Origin of the sequence: Bradyrhizobium sp. AUGA SZCCT0158, assembly GCF_018130065.1 — a bacterium.
Taxonomy (GTDB): domain Bacteria; phylum Pseudomonadota; class Alphaproteobacteria; order Rhizobiales; family Xanthobacteraceae; genus Bradyrhizobium.
Window position 1 is genome coordinate 93,629 of record NZ_JAFCME010000018.1, and the last position, 20,979, is coordinate 114,607.

Genomic DNA, 20,979 nt, shown 5'->3' on the forward strand with positions numbered 1-20,979 from the left:
TGAATCCGATCGAACAAGCGGCACATATGGAGGGTGAATTTCGAATTAATGGCCGTCCAGGGCTTCGTTCCCGTGTTCCTACGGGTCGCGCTCAGCCGGGCCGCGTGACGCAGGCACCAACAGCCCATTTACGATTGGTTAACCATCCTCAGAAAGGATGCCGAATCTGCCGGCGGGCACCCAGAACTCGCGCAACAAGCGTCAATGGAGAACAGGCATGGCCTTGAAAGTCGAGCTGAAGCCGCACGAACGAATCATCATCGGCGCTTGCGTGGTCACCAATACCGACCAGCGCGCAAGGCTCTTGATCGACGGTGACAGGATTCCGATCCTGCGCGAAAAAGATATCCTGACCCCCGAGAGTGCCGACACCCCGGCGAAGCTGATCTACCTCGCGGTGCAGCTGATGTACCTGTCGCCGGACCCGATGGCCCACCACCCGACCTACTTCAGCCTGGTACGCGACATCCTGACCGCAATGCCGAGCGCATGGCCCTTTATCGAAGGGATCAACAACTACATCCTGAACGGCGACCTCTATCACGCGCTAAAGGAGGCGAAGAAACTGATCGCCCATGAGGAGCAGATTCTCGAAAGCGCGCGAAAGCTGCAGAACGAGCCCGACCTCAAGTCCGCCTGAACAATCGCAATGGCGTCAGACGAAAAAGGCCTCCGCAAGGAGGCCTTTCTGCTTGGGTTGAACGCCTTCCGATCAGATCGGCAGGAACTTGGTCAGCGTGGTCTGGTAGAGCATCGAGGTGGTTTGATACGACGCCTGCAGGTTGGTTTGCAGCGCCAGAATCTTGGTCGCAACCTCGTCCGCATTGATCCCCTCGATCGAGTCGAGCATCGTCTGCGCCATTCCCTTGAGTTGAGTTTGACGATCGGTCGCGCCCTTGATCGCGGTCTGTGCGCCGGCGATTTCCGCCTGCATATCCTGGATCGACTGCTGCCCATTCTGCGGCGCCAGGTTTGCCGAGATGCGCTGTTGCAGCGCGTTGATCTGTGCTTTCGAATTCGGGTTGTTGGCGTTGGTCGTGACCGCGGCATACACCGCAATATTCTGCAGCTGATAGCGCAGCGCCTCCTCGTTGGCGCGTGCGCCGTATTGCACCGTGACGGCCTGGTCGACGCGCGCGATCGCGGTGCCGCGCGCGGAATCGGCGCCGACTTCACCGGTGTACCACGACACCGTGTTGGCCGGAGTGCCACCGATCAGGTTCGTAGCGGTGGCGAACGGCGGACCGTTGACGCGCAACGGCGCAGGCGTAGCCGTTGCCGGAGCATTGAAGCCAAGCGCCGCAAATGCCGCCGTGTTCGAGCTGCTGATCGAGAGATTCTCGTTGTCGGCTCCATGCAGCGCAATCGCTCCGTTGACGGTCGAAGGCGTCGTGGCACCGGAAATCGAATCGACCTTCGCCAGCAGCGCCTGAACGCTGTCGGTGACGTTGAGCTGGTTGCCGGCCGCGCCGGAGGCAACGAACGTGATCGGCGTCCCGTTGACGGTGATGGTGTCGCCCGCCGCGAAGCTCGCGGCCAGCGAATCCGTTCCCGCCGCGCCGGACAATAACGTGGCGCCGGTGATCGGTGCCGGGACCGCCGCCTGGTTGTTGACGGCGCTTCCCGTGATCGTGGCCGACGGATTGAAGAAATTATCCGATGCGGCGATCGCCGATGCCGCAACCAGCGCCGTATCGCCGAGCGTCTGGATCGACGACGTCAGCGCAGCCTGCAGGTTCGCGGTCGTCGCGACGGTGTCGACGCCGATCAGGAACGAACCAGCCGGCGCCGGGCTCGTCGTGGTCGCGGTCAGCGAGATCGTCTCGCTGGTGCCGTCTGGCAGATTGAAGTTGAACGAAATCTTGTCGCCGTTATTCGGATTGACGGCGCCGAGATCGATCGTTGCAGACGGCGGCGCGCCGGCCGGCTGCGTCACGGTCGCGCCGGTGAGCGACGAGGTGATGGCGCCGAGCTTCAACCCGAACGACGAGCCGTCCTCGCCAAGGCTGGTGACGGTCGTGGTCGCCGGCGGCGACGAGACGGTGAGATGCGCCATGTTGCCGACGCCCTGATCCGCCTGCCGGCGTTCGTTGATCAATTGCGTCAACCCGGCCTGCGTTCCCGTGCCGGCGAGCATCACCTCGGCCGGCACCGTCGCAGCCTTGTCAGTGGTGCGCCCCGAAAACAGATAGCGGTCGCCCGACTGACTGTTGAGCAGCGAGACCGCGTTGGAGAACGCCGCCTGCGCCGTGATCTGCCCGGAGGTCTGGCCGTTATTGTTGAGCACGATGGTGGACGAGCTCGCCGCGCTTTTGACCGACGTGCCGATGTTGGTCATGCCCTGCAGCGCCAGGTTGAGAACGCCGATTCTCGTATTGACGTTGGTCGCGGTGTTCGCGAACGCATTGATGCTGCTGACCTGCGCGCGCAGGCTGAGCGCAAATCCGCGATCGGCGCCCTGCCCGGCATAGGTCGTCGAGACCTTGCCGCTCGCAAGCTGCTGCGTCAGCTCATTGAGCTGATTGCGGAGCCCGATGATCGAGGTCCCGATATAGGATGTCCTGCCACTAACGCCATCGATAGACATGAAATCCTCACATGGACTGGATCAGCGTGTCGTACATCTGCTTGATCGAAGACATCACGCGTGCGTTGGCCGAATAGGCATTCTGCAGCGCCAGCAGATGCGCCATTTCGTCGTCGATATTGACGCCCGAAGTCGCGCTCACCTTGTTCTGCAGGGTGTTCAGCACGACGTTCTGGCCGTCCGCCAGTTGCTTGGCGGCGTTTGCCGCCTCGCCCTGCTGGCTGATGAACTGCCTGGCGAAGTTGGTGAGCGTGCCGGTGAACGGCGCCCCCGTGGTGCCGATGCCGGTCGCCGGCGAGTAGCGATAGGACCCCGACGACAATTGCGTAAGAATGAAGTCTGAACGCGCGGTATCACCGGCGGCAGTCAGCGGATTGGTGGAATAGACGATGGTGCGCGAGGGATCGCCGAGCAACGCGGTATTGACGCTGATGCGGGCGGCTAATCCGATTTGCTGCGAGCCGTTGGCGGTGATCGCGCCGCCGTAAGGCGCGCCATTGTCGGTGAACAACGGCAGCTGCACGTTACCGCTGGTGAGCGATGTCATGGTCGTGGTGACCGACGCAGCGGTAACGTCCGAACGGTTCGGCGCGCCGTCGTCCAGCACCCGCAACACCGACCCCGACGGATTTGAGAACTGAAGGTCGGCGGTCGCTCCAAGCGCGGCGTTGAGCTGCGAAATGACCGAGCCCATGCCGGCGGAGAAATCGACGCCAAGAACCTCATCGTTCGGATCGAGTGTTGCGGCGTTGGTCAGCGGCAACACGCCCGGATCATCGACGCGCATGATCGAAAGATTGTGCGTGACGCCGGTGATGTTGTTCTTGTAGGTGACGTGAATGACGTTGCCGGACTGCAGCCCGGCCAGGTCGAGATCGAAGCCGGCCTGCGGCGCGACCGATCCGGGAGCGGCGGTGCCGGCCGTGGTCTTGTCCGACAGCGCGCTCGACATCGACGCCGCGAACTGATCGATCTGCGCCTGTGCCTGCACCAGCGTCTTGTCGCGCAGTTCGAGATAGGCGGCGATCTTGCCGGAGCGGATCGAATTGGTCGACACCATGTCGTAACTGCCGCCATGCGGAAAGTTGATGGTGATGGTGCCGACGTTGTTCTTCGTTGGATCGGTACTGTACAGCGTGTTGGGCGTCATCGTGCCCTGCGGATTGAAGCTCAGTTGCGACGCCTCGGTGCCGACCAGCTGCACGCCGGAATTGGTGAATATCGTCACCTGATTGAGATTGTTGGTGACCGTCCTGATATCGATCAGCTGCGACAGCTGATCGATATACTGATCGCGCTGATCGAGCAGCGAGGCCGTCGAAGCGTCGGTCTGGCCGTTATTCTGCAGCTGGACGTTGATCGCCGCGATCCGGGCCATGGCGTTGTTCGCGGTGATCACGGAGTCGTTGATCCCGTTCTCGGCGTTGGCACGGAGGTTCTGAATGCCTTGCGTCGTCGAATTGAGCTGCTGCGCCATCGCCTGCGCCGCGGCGACCGCGCCGATACGCGCCGACTGCGAGTCCGGGCTGGTCGACAGGTTCTGCATCGCCGTCAACAGGGTGTTGAACGCGTTCTCGATGGTGCCGCTTTCGTCCGGATTGCCATAGACGTTCTGCAAATTGGCGAGATAGGTCGAGCGGATAGTGGAGTAAGACGCGCCGGAGTTCTCGGTGCGCAATTGGGTCTGCAGATACTGATCGAGCTGCCGGTTGACGCCGTTGATGAGGACGCTCGATCCGAATTCTCCGGTCGTCCCCGCGACCTGGTTGAGCGTCTTCTTGACGTAACCCGGCGTCTCCGCGTTGGCGACATTCGACGAGACCAGCGCGAGCGAGGCCTGCGTCGCGCGCAGGCCGGACATCGCGGTAGAGAGAGCTTGACTCAAACCCATGACTAAATGCCCATCTCAAATCGTATCAAGGACGACCGCGTCGGAATTATCGCAGCACGTTCAGCAGATCCTGCACCATCGTGTTGGAAGTGGTGATGACCTTGGTGTTGGCCGAATAGGCCTGCTGGGTCACGATCAGCTTGGTGAACTCGTCGGCGATGTCGGTGTTGGATCCTTCCAGCGACGAACCGACGATGGTTCCGGCCTTGCCGTACAATGCGCCACCGGATTCGTCAGTCACCTCGAAGGCGCCGCCGTTGACGCGTTTGAGGAAGTTGGTGCCGTTGAAGGTCGCGACCGAGATTTCGGCGAGATCGAGGTTTCGACCGTTGGAATAGTTGCCGACGATGCGGCCGTTGGTGCTGACACCGACCGACTGCAACTGACCGGCCGGAAAACCGTCCTGCTGGATCTGGTTGACCTGAACGTTGCCGTTGGCATCGGCGAACTGGGTCACGCCGCCGGTGCCGAAGTTGATGACGGGGCTGCCCAGCGAAACACCGTTCACGACGGCGTTCGTGAGCGTGATGGAAGGAATCGCGGGCGACATCTGGCCGGAGGCGGAGAAAGTGAAATTGGTGTTGACGTTCTGCCAGGCGACCTGCGTGCCAGTCGCATTGGCGTTGACCTGATAGAACATGTTCCAGGTATCGGTGTGGCCCGCACCGAGCGAGGAACTGTCGGTCTTGGCCCAGCGGAACTGCAGGTTCACCGGCGCGCCTGACACGTCGTAGGTGGTCACCGCACCACCGGCGACGCTTTGATCGAGGAATGTCGAGTTGTCGTTGCCAACCACCTGTCCGGTGCCGATCGTACCGCCGCCGCCGCGGGTCGCGGTCGCGGTGCCCCCGGTGAAGCCGAGGGCGGCGAATGCCGTGGAGTTCGAACTGGTGACCGTGAGGTCGGACGTCGTTCCGGTGTGTAACCTGATCGAGCCGGCCGTGATGGTGGACGGGACCGCGGTTCCCGTGATCGAGTCGATCTTGGCGAGCAAGTCATCGATGTCGTCGGTAACGTTGAGCTGATTGCCGACGGCACCGGCCGCCACGAAGGTGACCACGGTGCCGTTGATCGTGATGGTGTCGCCCGCGGCAAAGTTGGCGGAGATCGAGTTGGTGCCCGCCGCGCCCGAAAGCTGTGTCGCGCCGGTATTGAAAACCGATGGCGTCGCTTTGTTGCTCTGCACGGTGCCGTTGGTATAGGAGTCGGTATACGGCGCCGGAGGCGTCCCTACCACCAGCGGATTGTGCCCTGCGCTGAACGATCCTGGCGCGATCAGTTCCGATCCCTGCACCGACGTATCGTGTCGCGTCGTGAACGGATAAGAGGCAAGGTTGGCGCGGTAATCGATCTTGGTGGTTTCCTGCGCCGGCAGGAAGTCGTTCTGGAATTTGAGAACCTGCGGCGAACTGCCCGACGGGTTGCCGGTGGTCGGATCGATCGGAACGCCCTGGAGATAATAGCCGGCGCCGTTGACGAGATAGCCGCTCTTGTCGATCTGGAAGTCGCCGCGCCTGGTGTAACGGTCGACACCGTCGAACACCGGCGTGCCGTCGGTGAAGGTGCCGGGCTTTTGCACGGCGAAGAAGCCGGCGCCGTTGATGGCCATGAAGGTCGCGACCGATGCGGTCTGCACGTCGCCCTGCACCGAGTTGGTGCTGCGCGATTGCGTGGTGACGCCGCCCGCCAACTGCTGGGTCGATGCGGTCTGCGGAATCAGATCGAGGAAACTGGTGTCGACGCGCTTGAAGGCCGTGGTCTGCGAGTTCGCAATATTACCCGAGACGTTTTCCAGTGCGTACGACTGCGAGCGGAGGCCGCCGACGGCTGTCGTAAGAGCGCCGAAGATACCCATGACATATTCTCCAAATTCGATCCGGGCGGCTCGCCGGTCTCACGTCATTGCAGGCCGCGTCGGGAGAAGATGTCGCAAGCGTCGTGCCAAATACAAAAATCCATATATGCCAATGGCTTAAACAAAAAACCCCGGTCCGAAAACCGGGGCACAATTGCCGGGCGGGCAACATTTGCCGGGCGCCAAAGCGTTTTCAAGCGAAGTGGACACCCGGTTCGCGTCAAGAAAACGCGTCAAACAAAGAAGGCCTCACGAAGGCGACGGCGACGCCGGGTGAAACACCATCCCAAATCCGTCGATGCAATAGCGCAACCCCGTCGGTTTCGGTCCATCGTTGAAGACGTGACCGAGATGGCCGCCGCAGCGCCGGCAATGCACCTCGGTGCGCAACATGCCGTAGGTGCGGTCCTCGGTCTTGCCGAGCGCGTTGTCGAGCGGCTGGTAGAAACTCGGCCAGCCGGTGCCGCTCTCGAATTTGGTTTCGGAAGAGAACAACGGCAGGTCGCAACCGGCACAGGCAAAGATGCCCTTGCGGTGCTCTTTCAGAAGCGGGCTCGAGCCCGGACGCTCGGTGCCGTGCTTGCGCAGGATTTCATATTGCTGCGGCGTCAGCTGCGCGCGCCACTCGGCGTCGGTCTTTTCGATCTCGAATTTCCCGGCGGCCTGCGCCGGCGATGTGCGCAGCCAGCGGAAGGTTGCAAGGCCGAACAGGCCGGCCACAGATGCGAGCAGGATACGGCGGTCCATCATCGGGGTCTCCGTGCGAGGCGGAACAAGGTGGTTCGCCATCAAATACGGCGCGCACGTGCGGAAGTTACACGGATCCGTCCCGAATTCGCTCACTTTCCTGCGAGGCCACGACCGGCGGTATTGCCGAGTCCAGGGCTTCCGACGGCGGCCGCGGGCGGACCGGCCGCGGCGGACCCGGCGGCGGCGGACGGCGACGGAGCGGCGGCCTGGTTCCGGCCTGCCGGCTGGCCTCGGCCACCCGCGCCTCGCGAATCCGCTCCTTGGCGCGCATGCCTTCCCGATACCGGGCCAGCGCGCCCGCAGCCGCTGAACTTCCCCGCCCCCACATGCCGATCAGGTGACCGGCGACCCGCCCGGTCGTGCCGCCTGCCCAGACCAGTTCGAACGGCGAAAACAGCCGCCAGCGCTCGTCGCCCCACAGAATGCTGCGTGCCACCAATTGCCCCGCCATCGCCGCGGTGTTCATCCCCTGGCGGCCGAAGCCGGAGGCGACCCACAATCCTTTCCGCAACTGGCCGATCTGCGGCATGCCGTGAACGGTCACACCGACGGCGCCGCCGAAGACATCGGATATTCCGACCTTGCCGAGCTTTGGAAAAATCGTGGAGATTCGCTGCTGGATGGTTGCGCCGAAGCGCCGCGGCCGCGCGTCCCAGGTCGTCTCCGGACTGGCCCACATCAGGCGGTCGCCCTCCACGATCCGGAAATGATCGATGCCGTCGCTGTCGCAAACAGATCCCTGAAAGGTGATGGCGTCAGCGAGGCGCGCGCCGAGCGGTTCGGTCACGGCGGCATAGCGCCAGACCGGCAGCAGCGTTTCCGACAGCCGCCGCAGCGGCGCTCCGAGATGGATGTTGCCGGCCAGCACGATGTGTGAAGCGCGAAGCCGCGCCGACGGCGTCACAATGCGCTTGCGAATGCCCGATGGATCGATGCTGACCACCGGCGTGTCCTCGAAGATGCGCGCCCCTGCCCGCCTTGCGAGCGCCGCCAGGCCATGGACATATTTGCGGCCGTCGACCTGAAACGCCTTGGGGTAATAGATGCCGTGGAAATAGTGCCCGGTCCTGAGCTGATCGCGCACCCGGTCGACCTGCCAGCCCTCGACTTCGGTCTCGAAATCCTCGTTCAGCGTCTGCAGCCGGCTGATCAGCGTTTCGCCGGCATCGACATTGGAGACCTCCAGCGCCCCCTCGGTCAGTGCAATGCCCGGCATCGCTTCTTCGGTCGCCACGGCGCGAATGTAATCAGCGCCCTCCTTCGACAGCGCCCAGAGCTCGCGGGCATCCTCAAGGCCGACGCGCTCGATCAACTCGCCGATCGGAAGGCTATAGCCCGGCATGACGGTGCCGAGCTGGTTGCCGGACGCGTTCCATCCGACGTGCCGGCCCTCGAGCACGGCAACGCTGGCGCCAAGACGCGCGGCCTCCAGTGCCACCGTCAGGCCAGCAAGCCCTGCTCCGACCACGCAGATATCGACATCGAGGTCGAACGACAGGCGCGAGCGAAACGGCGCGTCGTCGTCCGGACCGTTGGTCGCACTTGTGAAAGTCTCTGCCATGGCGTTTTCTTACGGACCGCTGCGGCGCTTGTCACCTTGTCCTGGGCATGAGCCTGTAGATTAATTCAGGCCGAAACGAATCGAGATTGCTGCCCATGCGCCGTTTGATGCTGCTGCGTCACGCCAAGACCGAACATGACGCGCCCTCGGGGCACGACCAGGACCGCCGTCTCGACGACCGCGGCCGGCTGGATGCCGCCGCCGTCGGTGGCTGGATCGGCCGGCACCTGCCCGTTCCCGACATGGTTCTGGTCTCGACCGCGGTGCGGACGCTGCAGACCTGGGAGATCGTCCGGCAGGCGATGCAGGATGCGGCCAAGGATTTCGCCCCGCCGCAGGTCGAGTTCCTGGCCGAACTCTACGGCGCCGACCCAACGCATCTCCTGAAGATCATCCGCATGGCCGAAGCCACCGATCCGAAGCGGTTGATGGTGATCGGCCACAATCCCGGCATGCATGAATTGGCGCTGGCGCTGTCCGGCAGCGGCGATGCGGCGGCGAAGAAAGCCCTCAATGACAATCTGCCGACCAGCGGCCTTGCGATCCTCGACTTTGCGATCAAGGACTGGAACGAGGTGGCGTTTCGCCGTGGCACGCTCGTGCGCTTCACCAGCCCGAAATTGCTGAAGCAGACGTCGGACGACTAGCCCGGATATAAATCGCGAAAACAACCCCATGCAAAGTAGGCCGGGCGGACATCCGGTCGCCCTCATGCTAGGCTCGTTTCCGACAGGAGGCGCGGATGTTCAAATCCATTCTGGTGCCGCTCGATCTCGCCGATACTGATTTGGCGAAGCCTGCGATCGCGACCGCGGCGACGCTGTCGCAGACCTGGAACGGCACGGTGCGGCTGCTCAACGTCATGCCGATGACGCCGGTGATGCTGGCGGAATATGTGCCGGCCGATTTCGACGCCCAGCAGCGCCAGACCTCGGAAGAAGCGCTCGCAATCGTGGCGCAGGAATCCGGCATCGAGGCGTCGCGCATTTCCGCCGTGGTGCGGCAAGGCGGCATCTATCACGAGATCCTGGAGGAGGCCGCGGCAATCAAGGCCGATTTGATCGTGATGACGTCGCACCGGCCGGCGATGCGGACCTATTTTCTCGGCTCCAATGCCGGCCACGTGGTGCGCTACGCCAAATGCTCGGTGCTGGTGGTCCGTCACTGACGGAGCGCGATACAAGGACGGTACAGCCCGGTCGACCGACCGGGCTGTATGTGTGTCGTGCAGGTCGAAGCGGCGCTTACCGAAGCCGCCCGAGTTCCGGATCGACCTGACCCCAAACCGCCTGCTCGATGTGGCTGCGGGTTATTCCGATATCGCGGAGCTCACGATCGTCCAGCTGCCGTAGCGCTTTGACCGCCGCCCGGCGATCCAGATACGCGACGATGGCATGCGCCCAAATCCCGAGCCGGCGAAAAAATCCGCCCGAGCTGAGGGAAATTGCAGGCTGGGCTGCGGCTTGGGACATCGTGGTCATTGGTCTTCTCCAGTTGGCCTTCACGCGGCAAGGCGATGCCGCCGACGCAATCGCTGGGAATCAGCGGCGGCGCCTTTAGGTCTGATTGTTTGCACTCTCCTCAGTGCAATCTCAGGCTTGATAGGTTCAAAATGATCCGGTACATTACTCGGTGCAAGTAAAACATTGCTCTCGGTGCAATTATGTCAAAGTTCGAATATCTCAGGCTTGCCGATGCCGTTGCCTCCGAGATCGCCAATGGCGGGCTCAAACCGGGCGATCGCCTGCCGCCGCAGCGCAGTTTTGCCTATGAGCGCAAGATCGCGGTCTCCACCGCGAGCCGCGTCTACACGGAATTGTTACGGCGAGGCCTGGTGGTCGGCGAAGTCGGACGCGGCACGTTCATTTCCGGACAGGCGCCCCGCACGCTCACCACGCTGACCGAACCGCGCGGCGCCCGCATCGATCTGGAAGTCAATTATCCGCTGCTGCCGACGCAATCGGCCCTGATTGCGAAAAGCCTCGAAGGACTGGAGCGGCCGGAAGCCCTCGAAATCGCGTTGCGGCAAGGCACCAGCGCCGGCACGCAAGCGGCAAGAAATATCGCGGCGGATTTCCTCTCGCAAAACGGCTGGTCGGCGCGCGCGGAGCAGATCGTCTTCACCGCCAACGGCCGGCAATGCATCGCCGCCGCATTGGCCGCGATCGTACCGGCCGGCGGCCGTTGCGGCGTGGAGGCCCTGACCTATCCTTTCATCAAGGGCATCGCCGCCCGGATCGGCGTGACACTGGTGCCGCTGACGATGGACGAACACGGCGTGCGTCCCGACGCCGTGCAAAAGGCCCACCGTGAAGCGCATCTGACAGCGCTGTACATCCAGCCGACGGTCCAGAATCCATTGGGCATGACCATGCCGGCCTCGCGCCGCACCGAGTTGCTGCGCGTCGTCGAGAAGCTCGATCTCACCATCATCGAAGACGCGGTCTATGGATTCCTCGACGACGAGGCTCCGCTGGCGGCACTGGCGCCCGATCGCTGCGTCGTGCTCGACAGTCTTTCCAAGAAGGTCGCACCGGGTCTGGCGCTCGGCTTCATCGTTCCGCCGCCACGTTTGCGCGAGAGCATCATGGCATCGGTTCGTTCCGGCGGATGGACGGCGTCGGGATACGCCTTCGCGGCCGCACAACGCATGATGGCCGACGGCACCGCGTCCGAACTCGTCAGACTAAAGCGCATCGATGCGCAGCGGCGCCAGCACATTGCCGCCGAACGGCTGGCCGGCTTCGAGTTGCAGGCCAACCCGAAATCCTACCATCTGTGGCTGACGCTGCCGCATCACTGGCGGTCGCAGACTTTCGTCGCCGCCGCTGCCCGCCGGGACATCGCCTTGACGCCCTCATCGACCTTTGCGGTGAGCCCCGGACATGCGCCGAACGCAATAAGGCTGGCGCTGGCGGCGCCTCCCGTCGACCAGCTTGATGCGGCGCTGCGCACGCTGGCGGGAATGCTGCGCGCGAGCGAAGAAGATTTCGAATCGACCGAATAGACCGGTCGCCCTCATTTCACGGCCACTCGGCGATGAAGCCTTTCGCCTTGTACGGCTCGATCTTGTCCCATTCGAAGAGCATGCGCCGCCTGAATTCGGGATCGGTGTGCCAGAGCGACCGCGGTGTCGCAAAACTGTCGACCGTGACCAGCATTTTCTCCACTTCCGGCCAGTGCCGGTGCAGCGTCATCGGATAGCGGCGCGCGGTCCAGGTGTTGCCGAGGCAAATCACGCTGCGGATGTTAATCAGTCCAAGCGCGGCGTCGATGACCGGGAGCGAGAAGATCACGTTCTCGCCGGTGTTCATCGCGCGATCTTCCCGCAGGATCCGTCCGGGCGGGATGCCGCGCGCAATCATCGCATCGGCAATGATTTCGCATTCCGAGCGCTCCGATCCCGGCGTGATCCCGCCGCTGACGATCGACCAGCGAAAATAACCGTCCCGCCACAGCCTGAAGGCTTCATCGACGCGCTCTTCGACATCGACGCGGGTGCCGAACACGAACAGCAGATCGGCCGGCTTCAACGGCGTGCTGATCAAATGCTGCGCATCGATGGCGGCAATCTCGGCCTCGGTCGGCAATCGCGTGCTTCGATCCGTCACTTCATGCTCGCAGCAATGCTCATCCAACCGCGGGGAACGCATTGCCACGATGCCGCATGCGGCGCGCTTGGCGAAGTCACATTTGATTGCGCTTGATTGCGCAAGCTACGGCAGCAACGCCCGCGGCAAATGATCGAAGTCGTAAGCGCGCGGCCGGTTGCGCTTGATGAAGCCGCCGATCTGCCAGCTGAACAGCGCGACGAAGCCAACCAGAAACAACGCGCCGTACCATTCACCGGTCGCGAACGCGCGCACCAGAAGTCCGGCCATCGCGATGCCGAGCAACGTCACCATCGCAAGGGCCGCGGCGTAGGTGATCCGTCCGATACCGGCGATCAACGCGGCCTTGCTGCCCGCCTTCGCCATGCGCCGATGCAACTCGGTGATGAAGGCACGATAGTCGCGATCCTGCGGCACCATCAGCGAGACGGTTTGCCAGGTGGTCGAGAGAATGGTGATGCGTCCACCATCCCTGCCCTGGAGGTCGGCGCGGAAACGGCGGGACTGCATCGACGACGGCTTGTAACTGAGGCGGATCGACGCGATGTCGGCATAGTCCCAGACACCGGACTTGCCCGAAATATGCCAGGACAAGCCGGCATCGGTCAGCTTGAATTCATGCGCCGATCCGATCAGCGACGCCTTGTAGACGTAGCGGGTCTCGGGCGCGCTATTCCCCGATGTCTCCGTCCTGTTGGGTAACGAGGTTGGCAATTGAAAAATCCCGGTAGCGGCCGAGCGCGCAGCTTGCGCGGCCAGCCGGCTTTACCTTACAAGCAGGCCATGGCCGAGACGACCTATTTTCCGCGACGCCTGATTCTGGCCGGCGCGATGATATCCGGGGTGCTGCTGGCGCTTGCCGTTCACATGCTGGGCGCGCGCTACGGCCTCGACCTCGGCGGCCTGTGGCGATCCGATACCCGTGAATTCATGCCCGGGGGCGCGGCCATTGCGTGGTGGCTAATTGCGAGCGTCGGGTTTTGCAGCGGCTATTTCACCGCCAATCTGATGCACAGTGCGGTGTCCGGCCAAATCCCGCAGCGGATGCGCCAGTTCCTGATCGCGGTCGGCGTGCTGATCCTGGCTGGCGCCGGCCAGGCAGCCTCCGCACCGAGCCCGATCCCGACGATTTCGGGTGTGCTTTCGGGACTTGCGGCGTTATGCCTCGGCGCCGCGATGGCGTTCTGCGGCGCGCATTTCGCGCTGCGTAAGGCGTAACTTCAAACTCGATTCCTCTTTTGACGCGTTTTCTACCGCAGATAAGTCTACGCAATCTGCGTAAACTTGATTGCTATGCGAACCGGTATCCACTTCGCTCGAAAACGCTCTGCGATTATGCGACGATGCGCGCACGCGGCTTCGACAGCATCGCGGCCACTTCGGCGGCGGGACGCGGCCTGCTGAACAGATAGCCCTGGGCCTGCGTGCATCCTTCGCGGCGCAGCAGATCGAACTGGGCCTCCGTCTCGACGCCCTCCGCCGTGGTGACGATCCCGAGACTCTTGCCCAATCCGGTGACGGCACGGACGATGGCCATGGAATCGTCGCGCGTGGCCAGTTCAGTGACGAACGAACGGTCGATCTTGATCTTGTCGAACGGGAAACTGCGCAGATAGCTCAGCGACGAATAGCCCGTTCCAAAATCGTCGAGCGAGATCCTGACGCCAAAGCCGCGCAGCTCGTGCAGAACCGCCAGCGTCGCCTCGCTGTTCTGCAACAGCACCGATTCCGTGATCTCCAGTTCGAGACGATGTGCCGGAAGACCGGCGGCCTGCAACGCTGATTTGACGGACAAGATCAGGTTCGAATTCTTGAACTGCACCGGCGAAAGATTGACGGCGACGGTGATATCCTCGGACCAGCCTGCGGCGTCAATGCAGGCCTGCCGAAGCACCCAATCGCCGAGCGGAATGATCAGGGCGGTTTCCTCCGCCAGCGGAATGAAATTCGCGGGCGAGATCATGCCGCGCAGCGAATGGTTCCAGCGTACCAGGGCCTCGAACGCGACGACGCTGTCGCTGGCGACGTCGCGGATCGGTTGATAATAGACCTCGAACTCGTCCCGTTGCAGCGCCGCGCGCAAATCCAGTTCCAGAATGCGCCGCGCCTGGGCGCGGGCATCCATTCCGCTCTCGAAAAAGCGATAAGTGCCGCGGCCATCCGCTTTGGCGCGATAGAGGGCGAGATCGGCCTTCTTCAGCAACTCATCGGGGTTCTTGCCGTCCTCGGGCGCCAGCGAGATCCCGATGCTGACGCCGACGACGAGTTGGTGCCCTCCGATATCGTAGGGCTCGCCGATCTTCTCGACGATGTGGCTGGCAAGCAAGGCCACCGCCGACGGATCGCAGTCGCTGCAGAACTGCACGACCGCGAATTCGTCGCCGCCAAGTCGCGCAACCGTATCGTGCTCGGTGACACATTCGCCGAGCCGGCGGGCGACTTCCCTCAGCAGCGCGTCGCCGACCGGATGACCGAGCGAGTCGTTGATTTCCTTGAAATGATCGAGATCGAGACAGAATACCGCGAGCTGATCGCTGCGCTTGACCAGGCGCAGCGCCTTCTCAAGCTGCTCGCGGAACAGCGTCCGGTTCGGCAGATTGGTGAGCGCGTCGTGGCGCGCCATATGCGTGATCTGCTCCTGGGCCGCCTGCCATTCGGTGATGTCCTCGAAGGTCGCGACCCAACCACCGCCCTCTTTGGGCTGATCGACGACGCGGATCGAACGTCCGTTGCGGGTGACGACCCGGTTCAGGCTCTCGCCGGCCTTCGCCGCGGTCACCACAATGTTGAAGAATTCATCCGGATCGCCGTCCCATTTGCCGATCGCTTTCTGATCCTTGAGAACGTCGACCAACAAACGGCCCTGCAGGGGCATATTGGTCCGATCCATCATCTCGCTGTAGCGCTGGTTGAACAGCATGATGCGGCCGTCCGCATCGAACATGCAAAGTCCCTGCGACATGTTTGTGATGGCCGAGTCGAGCAGAACCTTCTGCTGATGCAGCTCGCTGCTTGAACGGCGATCGAGTATCGCCGCCACGAACGTTATGCCGAGAATGGCGAACGCCGCCACCGCGGTCAGAAAGGAAAGCGCCGCCGGTGAGATCGTCAATTCATCGATGACGAGGGTCGGATCGGCAACGAGCGTCACGGCGCCCATCGCCGTGAAATGGTGGGAAACGATCGCGATCGTCAGCAGGCCCGTGGCAGCCACGGTATGTTTGCGGTCGTCCCGGCGCGCGGCGACAACGAGCGCCAGGCCTGCGAACACGCTCCCGAACACGACGGATGCCAGCACGATGCCGGGCGACCAGACGATGCGCGCCGGAAGCTCGAGCGCCATCATGCCGGTGTAGTGCATCGCTGCGACGCCAGCGCCAACAACCGCACCGCCCATCGCAAGCGTCGACCGGCGATCATTGAGCAGGGCGATGCTGAGGCCGGCCGCCGCGATCGACACGGCGAAGATCAGCGACAACAGCGTGACCGGAATATTGTAACCGGCCCCCGAGCCGGGATCGTAGGCCAGCATCGCCACGAAGTGGGTAGCCCAGATTCCGCAGCCGCCGACCGCGGCATCAAGGCCGACCCAGATCGCGCGGGTGCGACCGTGAGAAGCCCGAGCCCGATGAAACAGGCTGACCGCTACCGCGCTGGCGAGCCAGCAAATGATGCCGCCGAGAACGACCAGCCGCAAATCATGCTCGGTGACCAGGCAATTCAGAACTTGATACATCACAGACCCCTGCTAGCGCTCTGTAATGACGGCGCTAATGGTGCATGTGAGGTAACCGACGCGGTTTCGTCTGCTCCGATGGTGAATAAATGCTTCGCGTCCTCGCGTGCGGGTTGCGGGTTCCCGCCATTACCCGGCGACTTCCGCTATCACGTGAAACTACGAACCGGCGAACTGATTCCCAGGTGGTGAGCACCCGCTCCGGCAGCAGCAGGCCGGCCAGAATCGCAGCCACGGACGCAAGAACGCGCGCGATTTTCACGCGCGGCGTTTTGCCTCAATGGCCGGACAAAATCAGCTCGCGGCCTGCAGACCAACCGTGGGCTCCGCCAGCGCATGGTCGCGCGGCAGCTTCCGCCCGGACGGTCACAGCGAGATCTCGTCAAGCGCAGCGGCGCAGGCGACATTGCTGAGCGGTTGCATCCAGCACGGCCGCGACCTCGTCCACGACTTGGTCGGCCTTCTGGATGATGGCGTCGATCGACGGGCCATTGACCGCCTTGCCCACCGGTCCCCGCAGCGGAAGCACCTTTCCGGGCATGCGTCCGTTTCGTCGAGATGACAGAAAAAGCCCCGTTTAAGCTGCTTTTCGGTCGCGTTCTCGGGCGTCTTCGGCGGCGACGCTTTCACGAGGTGTCTCTCAGCGTAATATTAGATGTCCGCAATTCGGGATGAACAAGCCGTTCATGGTCGTGATGCCTCCGAATAACCGTCCCCCGGCCTGGGAATGCGAAACCGCGGTCCCTCTCAAGCCGATCTACGCGAGGCGGCCCCGGTACCAGCGGAACGGCGCTTGCAAGAGAGCGTTGGGAACACGCCTGGCCGCGACTCACAATCGTTAACGCGGCCGGATATGTAGGACGTATGACAGGGTTGCCGAACGAACGCAGATGCTAGGCTTGTCAAGGGCTGCACAACGGTTCGATTTTGGCTTATGTGTCTTCGCGCACGGTGCGTCTGACCGTCCCTGTCGCCTCGTTTGACAGGTTTTCTTTTGCCATCCCGCCGGGAGGATGAATGCATCGGCTGCTGACCACGCTTGGGCGTGGCTTCAAGGAGAAGATCGGCTGGAAACGGCTAGGGATCGCTGCGAGTCTCCTCATCATCATTCTTGCGGTCACCCATCTGGTTAACACCCTGAAGGGGGTCGACACCGCGATCATCCTGACCGCGCTGACGGAAATCGCGCCGCATCGCATCGCGCTGGCTGCACTGTGCGTTGTAGGCGCGTTTTGCACGCTGACCTTCTATGATTTCTTTGCGCTGCGAACCATCGGCAAGACGCACGTCCCCTATCGCATCGCTGCGCTGTCGAGTTTCACCAGCTACACCATCGGCCACAACATCGGCGCCACCGTTTTTACCGGCGGCGCGATCCGTTTCCGGATCTATTCCGACTACGGCCTGAGCGCGATCGATGTCGCCAAAATCTGTTTCCTCTCGGGCCTGACCTTCTGGCTCGGCAACCTGTTCGTGCTCGGCATGGGCATGGCCTGGCATCCCGAAGCGGCGACAGCCATGGACCTGCTGCCGCCATCGGTGAACCGGCTGATCGCACTCGGCTGCCTCGCCGGCATCGCGGCCTATTTCCTCTGGCTGGTCACCGGAGACAGCCGCCGCGAACTCGGCCAGAACGGCTGGAAGGTGGTGCTGCCCTCGGCGCGGCTGACGCTGCTGCAGGTCGCGATCGGCGTGATCGATCTCGGATTTTGCGCGCTGGCGATGTATCTGTTGATGCCGACGCAGCCCCATATCGATTTCGTTTCGCTGGCGGTGGTCTTCATCCTCGCAACACTTCTCGGCTTCGCCAGCCATGCGCCGGGCAGCATCGGCGTGTTCGACGCCGCGATGCTGGTAGCGCTGCCCCAGTTCGGCAAGGAACAATTGCTGGCGACGCTCGTGGTATTCCGGATCCTGTATTTCCTGCTTCCGTTCGCGATCTCGATCTCGATCATGGGTGTGCGCGAACTCTGGCTTAGCGTGTTGCAGCCTTGGTACGAACGCCGACGGCTCGCAGAAGCCTGCACGGCCTCGGCCCGGGTGCGGCACCCGATCAAGAGCCGCCAGTCCTAGCAGCCGCTTGGCCCCGGTGGTTCCCGCTCGGCGTGTCCGGTAACGGCAAAATTATTGTCGTCGTCCGGACTTTTGGGCTAGCGCTGCCTCATTCTCTTATTTCTGCCTTACCGCTAACGTCAAACGCGCCATGGCCGGAATTTTACCTCGATCGATAACATCAGTCGCGCTGCTCGCCGGCGCGCTGGCGGCGCTCTCGCCTCCCCCTGCGGAAGCGCAGATCGCCCAAGGCGCCATGCAGATTTCGTGGGAGGTCCGCAACCGCTTCCGCCTGTTCCGGGAAGAACGGGATTTTCAGCTGCATTCCGAAAGTGGCCGCGGCCGCAGCGTTCTGGCCGCCGAACAGGCGCTGGGATTGCAAAGCGACGGCCGTGGCTGGGCACGAAACACCGTGAACCGGCTTTGCATCGATCTTGCCGGCCGCGTCAGCGAGCCCTGCACGCGCGATAACGTCAAGGAAAGCTATCTGACGCCGATCGATCATCCCATCACCGTCCGCCTGACGGGACAGGTTCCGGTTGGCGCCACCTGCGCCTGGTCGTTCGACGATGGCGACGGACCGCAAGGATCCACGTTCGACTGCGCCGAGCCGGTCAATTTCAGGGTCCGCTATGGCCGTACCACCGTTGCCAGCGTCGACGTCTCCGCCGGCTCGGACGGCGGCCAGCGCGTTGCCACCGAGATCTCGGTGCGCGACATCTTCATCGCCGGCCTCGGCGACAGCATCGCTTCCGGCGAGGGAAATCCGGACCGGCCTATCGCGCTGTCCGACGAAGGCTTTTGTTTCCGCTCCTATCTGGGAACGGCCGCCTCGCAATATTACCGTCCAAGCCGCGCCGGCTATAAAGGCGGACGGGCCTGTGAAGCGCCGGATACGATGGCCGTTTGGCAGCGGCAGAGCGCGCTCTGGCTCAATGCAGCCTGCCACCGCTCGCTCTACAGCTACCAGACGCGGACCGCATTGGCGCTCGCCGTACAATATCCGCATATCGCGGTGACCTATCTGCCGCTGGCCTGCACCGGCGCCACCATCGCCGACGGCCTGTTCGGCTCGCAGCGCGCCCGTGACTGCCCGCCGTCGAAATCCGGCAGCTGCCGGGGCACGGTCAACGCCCAGCTCTCCGAATTGCGCGAAGCCGTTACTGCGGCCAAAAGCCGGCAGCCTGACCGCAAGCTCGATCTGGTGCTGCTGTCGATCGGCGCCAACGACATTTATTTTTCGGGGCTCGTCGCCGACGTGATCGTGGACACGGCGACGGAGCGCGCCCTGTTCCGGCGCAGCGGCGTGCTGGCATCGGTCGACGACGCACGCGGCGCATTGATGCGCGACCTGCCGCAAGGATTCGCCAAGCTGCGTGAGGCGTTAAAGCCGCTGGTCGGCGACATGTCTCGCGTGGTCTACACCTCCTACGCCAACCCGACGCTGGCCAATAACGGCGCACCCTGCCCCGGCGGACGGGCGGGCTTTGATATTCATCCCTCGTTCAACGCCGAGCCGCAGCGGCTCGCCGCGGTCTCGAACTTTGTCGAGGGCGAATTCCTGCCGCAGCTGAAGGCGCTCGCGCTGTGCCAATCCGGCATCCTGTGCCGCAACCCGCGCGCCGACCGCATGACCTTTGTCGATGCGCATCAGGCGACCTTTGCGAACCACGGTTTCTGCGCGCGTGCGGAGAGCGATCCCGAGTTCGATCGCCAATGTTTCTCGGCCCGCGGCGAGAGCTTCGATCCTGATATCGTCACCGCCGCCAGCCAGCCGATGCTGTGCGGCCGCAGCGCCGGGGAATATCGCGCCTATCTGCCCCGCGCGCGCTGGATCCGCGACGCCAATGACAGCTATTTCGCGGCAATGACCTATCCGCAGGGCTTGCCGTCGTCGCAGCAGCCTGCCGACATCCACGACGCGACCTGGGGGGTCCTGTCGGCGGTGTATGGCGGCGCTGTGCATCCCACCGCCGAAGGCCACGCCGCCATGGCGGACGCGGCACTGCCGGCCGCGGCCGCCGTGCTGCAACTGGATGCCGCCGTACCTGAAGTGATCTCGCAGCCGGTATCGCCGATCCCGGGATTTCCGATCCCGGGATTTCCGGGGACGCGTTAGCGTTCGAGCGCAGAAATTGCCTTCATGTCGACACGCGGAGCAGGTTCGGGGTGGATCTCGTTTGCTGGCGTACCTCGGTCGGTCCAATCCGGCGGCAGTCCAATCCTCTCGCCGATCATGCCAACCAGTCCCGGCGCTCGCCCGAATGCTTCACAAGCCACCTCCTTCGGCGCGCCACCGAGCGAGGCCTGCAATCTGGCGATCGATGGCGGTGACGAAATTTTTCCGAACGGACTCTCGGCCGTGACCAGCAACTTCCCGAAATCGTCACCGAAGGCCGAAGCGAGATCATAGGCGTCCCCGTCGCTCGACACGCGCGGTGAGCTGGTAAAGGAATTCGCGCCACGCGCCCAGATCATGGCGGCCTTTTGGCTGCCGTTACGATCACGGGCCTCGGCCTCCACGGCGAGGCTCCCGAGCCCGATCGGAAGCCGCGGGACGGGGATCGGTACACCAGGAGCAACGATCGACGGCACGACGCTCGCGACCTTGGAGACGCCGGCGGCGGTCGCATCGGTCGGCGCCACGTGGATGATCACCGCACGGACGCTCAGATCCGCCGTCTCCGCCGGTGCTACGATCCGGAAGCGCTCGCTCAGCGCAAGGCACATGGCTCTGCTGACCGCATTCTTGATCAGCCTGCGCTGCTCGTCCGAGAAGGGCACGCGCGCGGCGGCTGCCGTGAGTGCGGTTGGCTCGATGCGGAGGGTCTTTGCCGCGAGAATCTCGGCTTTGCTGACCCGAACCTGCGACTTGGTCAGAAGCCCATCGGACGGGGTTAGATTGTCGTAGGACGCCAACGAGCCGGACCGTTCCA

At 63.3% G+C, this 20,979-nt stretch carries 18 protein-coding genes; 7 read left to right on the forward strand and 11 right to left on the reverse strand.

Going from position 1 to position 20,979, the window contains the following annotated elements:
* Nucleotides 1-217: 217 nt before the first annotated feature.
* A complete protein-coding gene (gene flbT / locus JQ574_RS24525; RefSeq protein ID WP_212214230.1) occupies nucleotides 218-640 on the forward strand; it encodes a flagellar biosynthesis repressor FlbT in 423 nt (140 codons plus the stop codon).
* Between the two features lie 72 nt (nucleotides 641-712).
* Here flbT and JQ574_RS24530 read toward each other — a convergent pair whose 3' ends face one another.
* The 5 genes from JQ574_RS24530 to JQ574_RS24550 form a co-directional block, all read right to left on the reverse strand.
* Nucleotides 713-2,587, reverse strand: a complete 1,875-nt coding sequence (locus tag JQ574_RS24530; RefSeq protein ID WP_212214232.1) for a flagellar protein — start codon at nucleotides 2,585-2,587, stop codon at nucleotides 713-715.
* A gap of 7 nt (nucleotides 2,588-2,594) precedes the next feature.
* On the reverse strand, nucleotides 2,595-4,478 hold the full coding sequence (flgK, locus tag JQ574_RS24535; RefSeq protein WP_212214235.1) for a flagellar hook-associated protein FlgK: 1,884 nt from the start codon (nucleotides 4,476-4,478) through the stop codon (nucleotides 2,595-2,597).
* A 46-nt stretch (nucleotides 4,479-4,524) separates the two neighbouring features.
* Nucleotides 4,525-6,333, reverse strand: a complete 1,809-nt coding sequence (locus JQ574_RS24540) for a flagellar hook-basal body complex protein (RefSeq protein WP_212214238.1) — start codon at nucleotides 6,331-6,333, stop codon at nucleotides 4,525-4,527.
* 249 nt (nucleotides 6,334-6,582) lie between these two features.
* The gene (gene msrB / locus JQ574_RS24545; protein ID WP_212214240.1) at nucleotides 6,583-7,083 is read right to left on the reverse strand and encodes a peptide-methionine (R)-S-oxide reductase MsrB; all 501 of its coding nucleotides are present in this window, start codon (nucleotides 7,081-7,083) and stop codon (nucleotides 6,583-6,585) included.
* Between the two features lie 64 nt (nucleotides 7,084-7,147).
* Nucleotides 7,148-8,644: an FAD-binding oxidoreductase gene (locus JQ574_RS24550; RefSeq protein WP_212214248.1), complete on the reverse strand. Its 1,497-nt coding sequence runs from the start codon at nucleotides 8,642-8,644 to the stop codon at nucleotides 7,148-7,150.
* A 95-nt stretch (nucleotides 8,645-8,739) separates the two neighbouring features.
* Between JQ574_RS24550 and JQ574_RS24555 the strand changes: the two genes are divergently transcribed.
* Both JQ574_RS24555 and JQ574_RS24560 read left to right on the forward strand, forming a co-directional pair.
* Nucleotides 8,740-9,291, forward strand: coding sequence for a histidine phosphatase family protein (locus JQ574_RS24555; protein WP_212214251.1), 552 nt, complete (start codon nucleotides 8,740-8,742; stop codon nucleotides 9,289-9,291).
* A gap of 95 nt (nucleotides 9,292-9,386) precedes the next feature.
* Nucleotides 9,387-9,812: a universal stress protein gene (locus tag JQ574_RS24560; RefSeq protein ID WP_192737723.1), complete on the forward strand. Its 426-nt coding sequence runs from the start codon at nucleotides 9,387-9,389 to the stop codon at nucleotides 9,810-9,812.
* 76 nt (nucleotides 9,813-9,888) lie between these two features.
* Here JQ574_RS24560 and JQ574_RS24565 read toward each other — a convergent pair whose 3' ends face one another.
* On the reverse strand, nucleotides 9,889-10,125 hold the full coding sequence (locus tag JQ574_RS24565; protein WP_212214254.1) for a DUF1127 domain-containing protein: 237 nt from the start codon (nucleotides 10,123-10,125) through the stop codon (nucleotides 9,889-9,891).
* A 182-nt stretch (nucleotides 10,126-10,307) separates the two neighbouring features.
* Here JQ574_RS24565 and JQ574_RS24570 point away from each other — a divergent pair, with 182 nt between their 5' ends.
* Nucleotides 10,308-11,651 carry a PLP-dependent aminotransferase family protein gene (locus JQ574_RS24570; protein WP_212214257.1) on the forward strand — a complete coding sequence of 448 codons (1,344 nt, stop codon included), beginning with the start codon at nucleotides 10,308-10,310 and terminating at the stop codon, nucleotides 11,649-11,651.
* Between the two features lie 16 nt (nucleotides 11,652-11,667).
* On the opposite strand, the gene JQ574_RS24575 is transcribed toward JQ574_RS24570, so the two are convergent.
* Together JQ574_RS24575 and JQ574_RS24580 are read right to left on the reverse strand one after the other, a co-directional pair.
* Entirely contained in the window at nucleotides 11,668-12,255 is a 588-nt protein-coding gene (locus JQ574_RS24575) for a YdcF family protein (RefSeq protein ID WP_212214260.1), read from the reverse strand.
* A 105-nt stretch (nucleotides 12,256-12,360) separates the two neighbouring features.
* Nucleotides 12,361-12,969, reverse strand: coding sequence for a hypothetical protein (locus tag JQ574_RS24580; protein ID WP_212214262.1), 609 nt, complete (start codon nucleotides 12,967-12,969; stop codon nucleotides 12,361-12,363).
* Nucleotides 12,970-13,038: 69 nt separating this feature from the next.
* On the opposite strand from JQ574_RS24580, the gene JQ574_RS24585 reads away from it, so the two are divergent.
* Complete coding sequence (locus JQ574_RS24585) at nucleotides 13,039-13,473, forward strand: hypothetical protein (RefSeq protein ID WP_212383964.1); 435 nt, start codon at nucleotides 13,039-13,041, stop codon at nucleotides 13,471-13,473.
* Between the two features lie 115 nt (nucleotides 13,474-13,588).
* On the opposite strand, the gene JQ574_RS24590 is transcribed toward JQ574_RS24585, so the two are convergent.
* The gene (locus JQ574_RS24590) at nucleotides 13,589-15,991 is read right to left on the reverse strand and encodes an EAL domain-containing protein (protein WP_212214266.1); all 2,403 of its coding nucleotides are present in this window, start codon (nucleotides 15,989-15,991) and stop codon (nucleotides 13,589-13,591) included.
* A gap of 382 nt (nucleotides 15,992-16,373) precedes the next feature.
* A complete protein-coding gene (locus JQ574_RS24595; protein WP_212214268.1) occupies nucleotides 16,374-16,532 on the reverse strand; it encodes a hypothetical protein in 159 nt (52 codons plus the stop codon).
* A gap of 476 nt (nucleotides 16,533-17,008) precedes the next feature.
* Between JQ574_RS24595 and JQ574_RS24600 the strand changes: the two genes are divergently transcribed.
* Entirely contained in the window at nucleotides 17,009-18,064 is a 1,056-nt protein-coding gene (locus tag JQ574_RS24600; RefSeq protein WP_212383965.1) for a YbhN family protein, read from the forward strand.
* Between the two features lie 130 nt (nucleotides 18,065-18,194).
* The gene (locus JQ574_RS24605; RefSeq protein ID WP_212214272.1) at nucleotides 18,195-20,162 is read left to right on the forward strand and encodes a hypothetical protein; all 1,968 of its coding nucleotides are present in this window, start codon (nucleotides 18,195-18,197) and stop codon (nucleotides 20,160-20,162) included.
* Here the strand turns inward: JQ574_RS24605 and JQ574_RS24610 are convergent.
* On the reverse strand, nucleotides 20,159-20,962 hold the full coding sequence (locus JQ574_RS24610; RefSeq protein WP_249119560.1) for a DUF3313 domain-containing protein: 804 nt from the start codon (nucleotides 20,960-20,962) through the stop codon (nucleotides 20,159-20,161). The two genes, JQ574_RS24605 and JQ574_RS24610, sit on opposite strands and share 4 nt — an antisense overlap.
* Nucleotides 20,963-20,979: the final 17 nt, after the last annotated feature.

Coding starts and splice junctions, on each gene's coding strand:
- flgK (WP_212214235.1), bottom strand. CDS start 4,478: ATGGGTTTGAGTCAAGCTCTCTCTACCGCGATGTCCGGCCTGCGCGCG.
- JQ574_RS24585 (WP_212383964.1), top strand. CDS start 13,039: ATGGCCGAGACGACCTATTTTCCGCGACGCCTGATTCTGGCCGGCGCG.
- msrB (WP_212214240.1), bottom strand. CDS start 7,083: ATGATGGACCGCCGTATCCTGCTCGCATCTGTGGCCGGCCTGTTCGGC.
- JQ574_RS24605 (WP_212214272.1), top strand. CDS start 18,195: ATGGCCGGAATTTTACCTCGATCGATAACATCAGTCGCGCTGCTCGCC.
- JQ574_RS24540 (WP_212214238.1), bottom strand. CDS start 6,333: ATGGGTATCTTCGGCGCTCTTACGACAGCCGTCGGCGGCCTCCGCTCG.
- JQ574_RS24565 (WP_212214254.1), bottom strand. CDS start 10,125: ATGACCACGATGTCCCAAGCCGCAGCCCAGCCTGCAATTTCCCTCAGC.
- JQ574_RS24570 (WP_212214257.1), top strand. CDS start 10,308: ATGTCAAAGTTCGAATATCTCAGGCTTGCCGATGCCGTTGCCTCCGAG.
- JQ574_RS24590 (WP_212214266.1), bottom strand. CDS start 15,991: ATGTATCAAGTTCTGAATTGCCTGGTCACCGAGCATGATTTGCGGCTG.
- flbT (WP_212214230.1), top strand. CDS start 218: ATGGCCTTGAAAGTCGAGCTGAAGCCGCACGAACGAATCATCATCGGC.
- JQ574_RS24530 (WP_212214232.1), bottom strand. CDS start 2,587: ATGTCTATCGATGGCGTTAGTGGCAGGACATCCTATATCGGGACCTCG.
- JQ574_RS24595 (WP_212214268.1), bottom strand. CDS start 16,532: ATGCCCGGAAAGGTGCTTCCGCTGCGGGGACCGGTGGGCAAGGCGGTC.
- JQ574_RS24600 (WP_212383965.1), top strand. CDS start 17,009: ATGCATCGGCTGCTGACCACGCTTGGGCGTGGCTTCAAGGAGAAGATC.
- JQ574_RS24550 (WP_212214248.1), bottom strand. CDS start 8,644: ATGGCAGAGACTTTCACAAGTGCGACCAACGGTCCGGACGACGACGCG.
- JQ574_RS24560 (WP_192737723.1), top strand. CDS start 9,387: ATGTTCAAATCCATTCTGGTGCCGCTCGATCTCGCCGATACTGATTTG.
- JQ574_RS24555 (WP_212214251.1), top strand. CDS start 8,740: ATGCGCCGTTTGATGCTGCTGCGTCACGCCAAGACCGAACATGACGCG.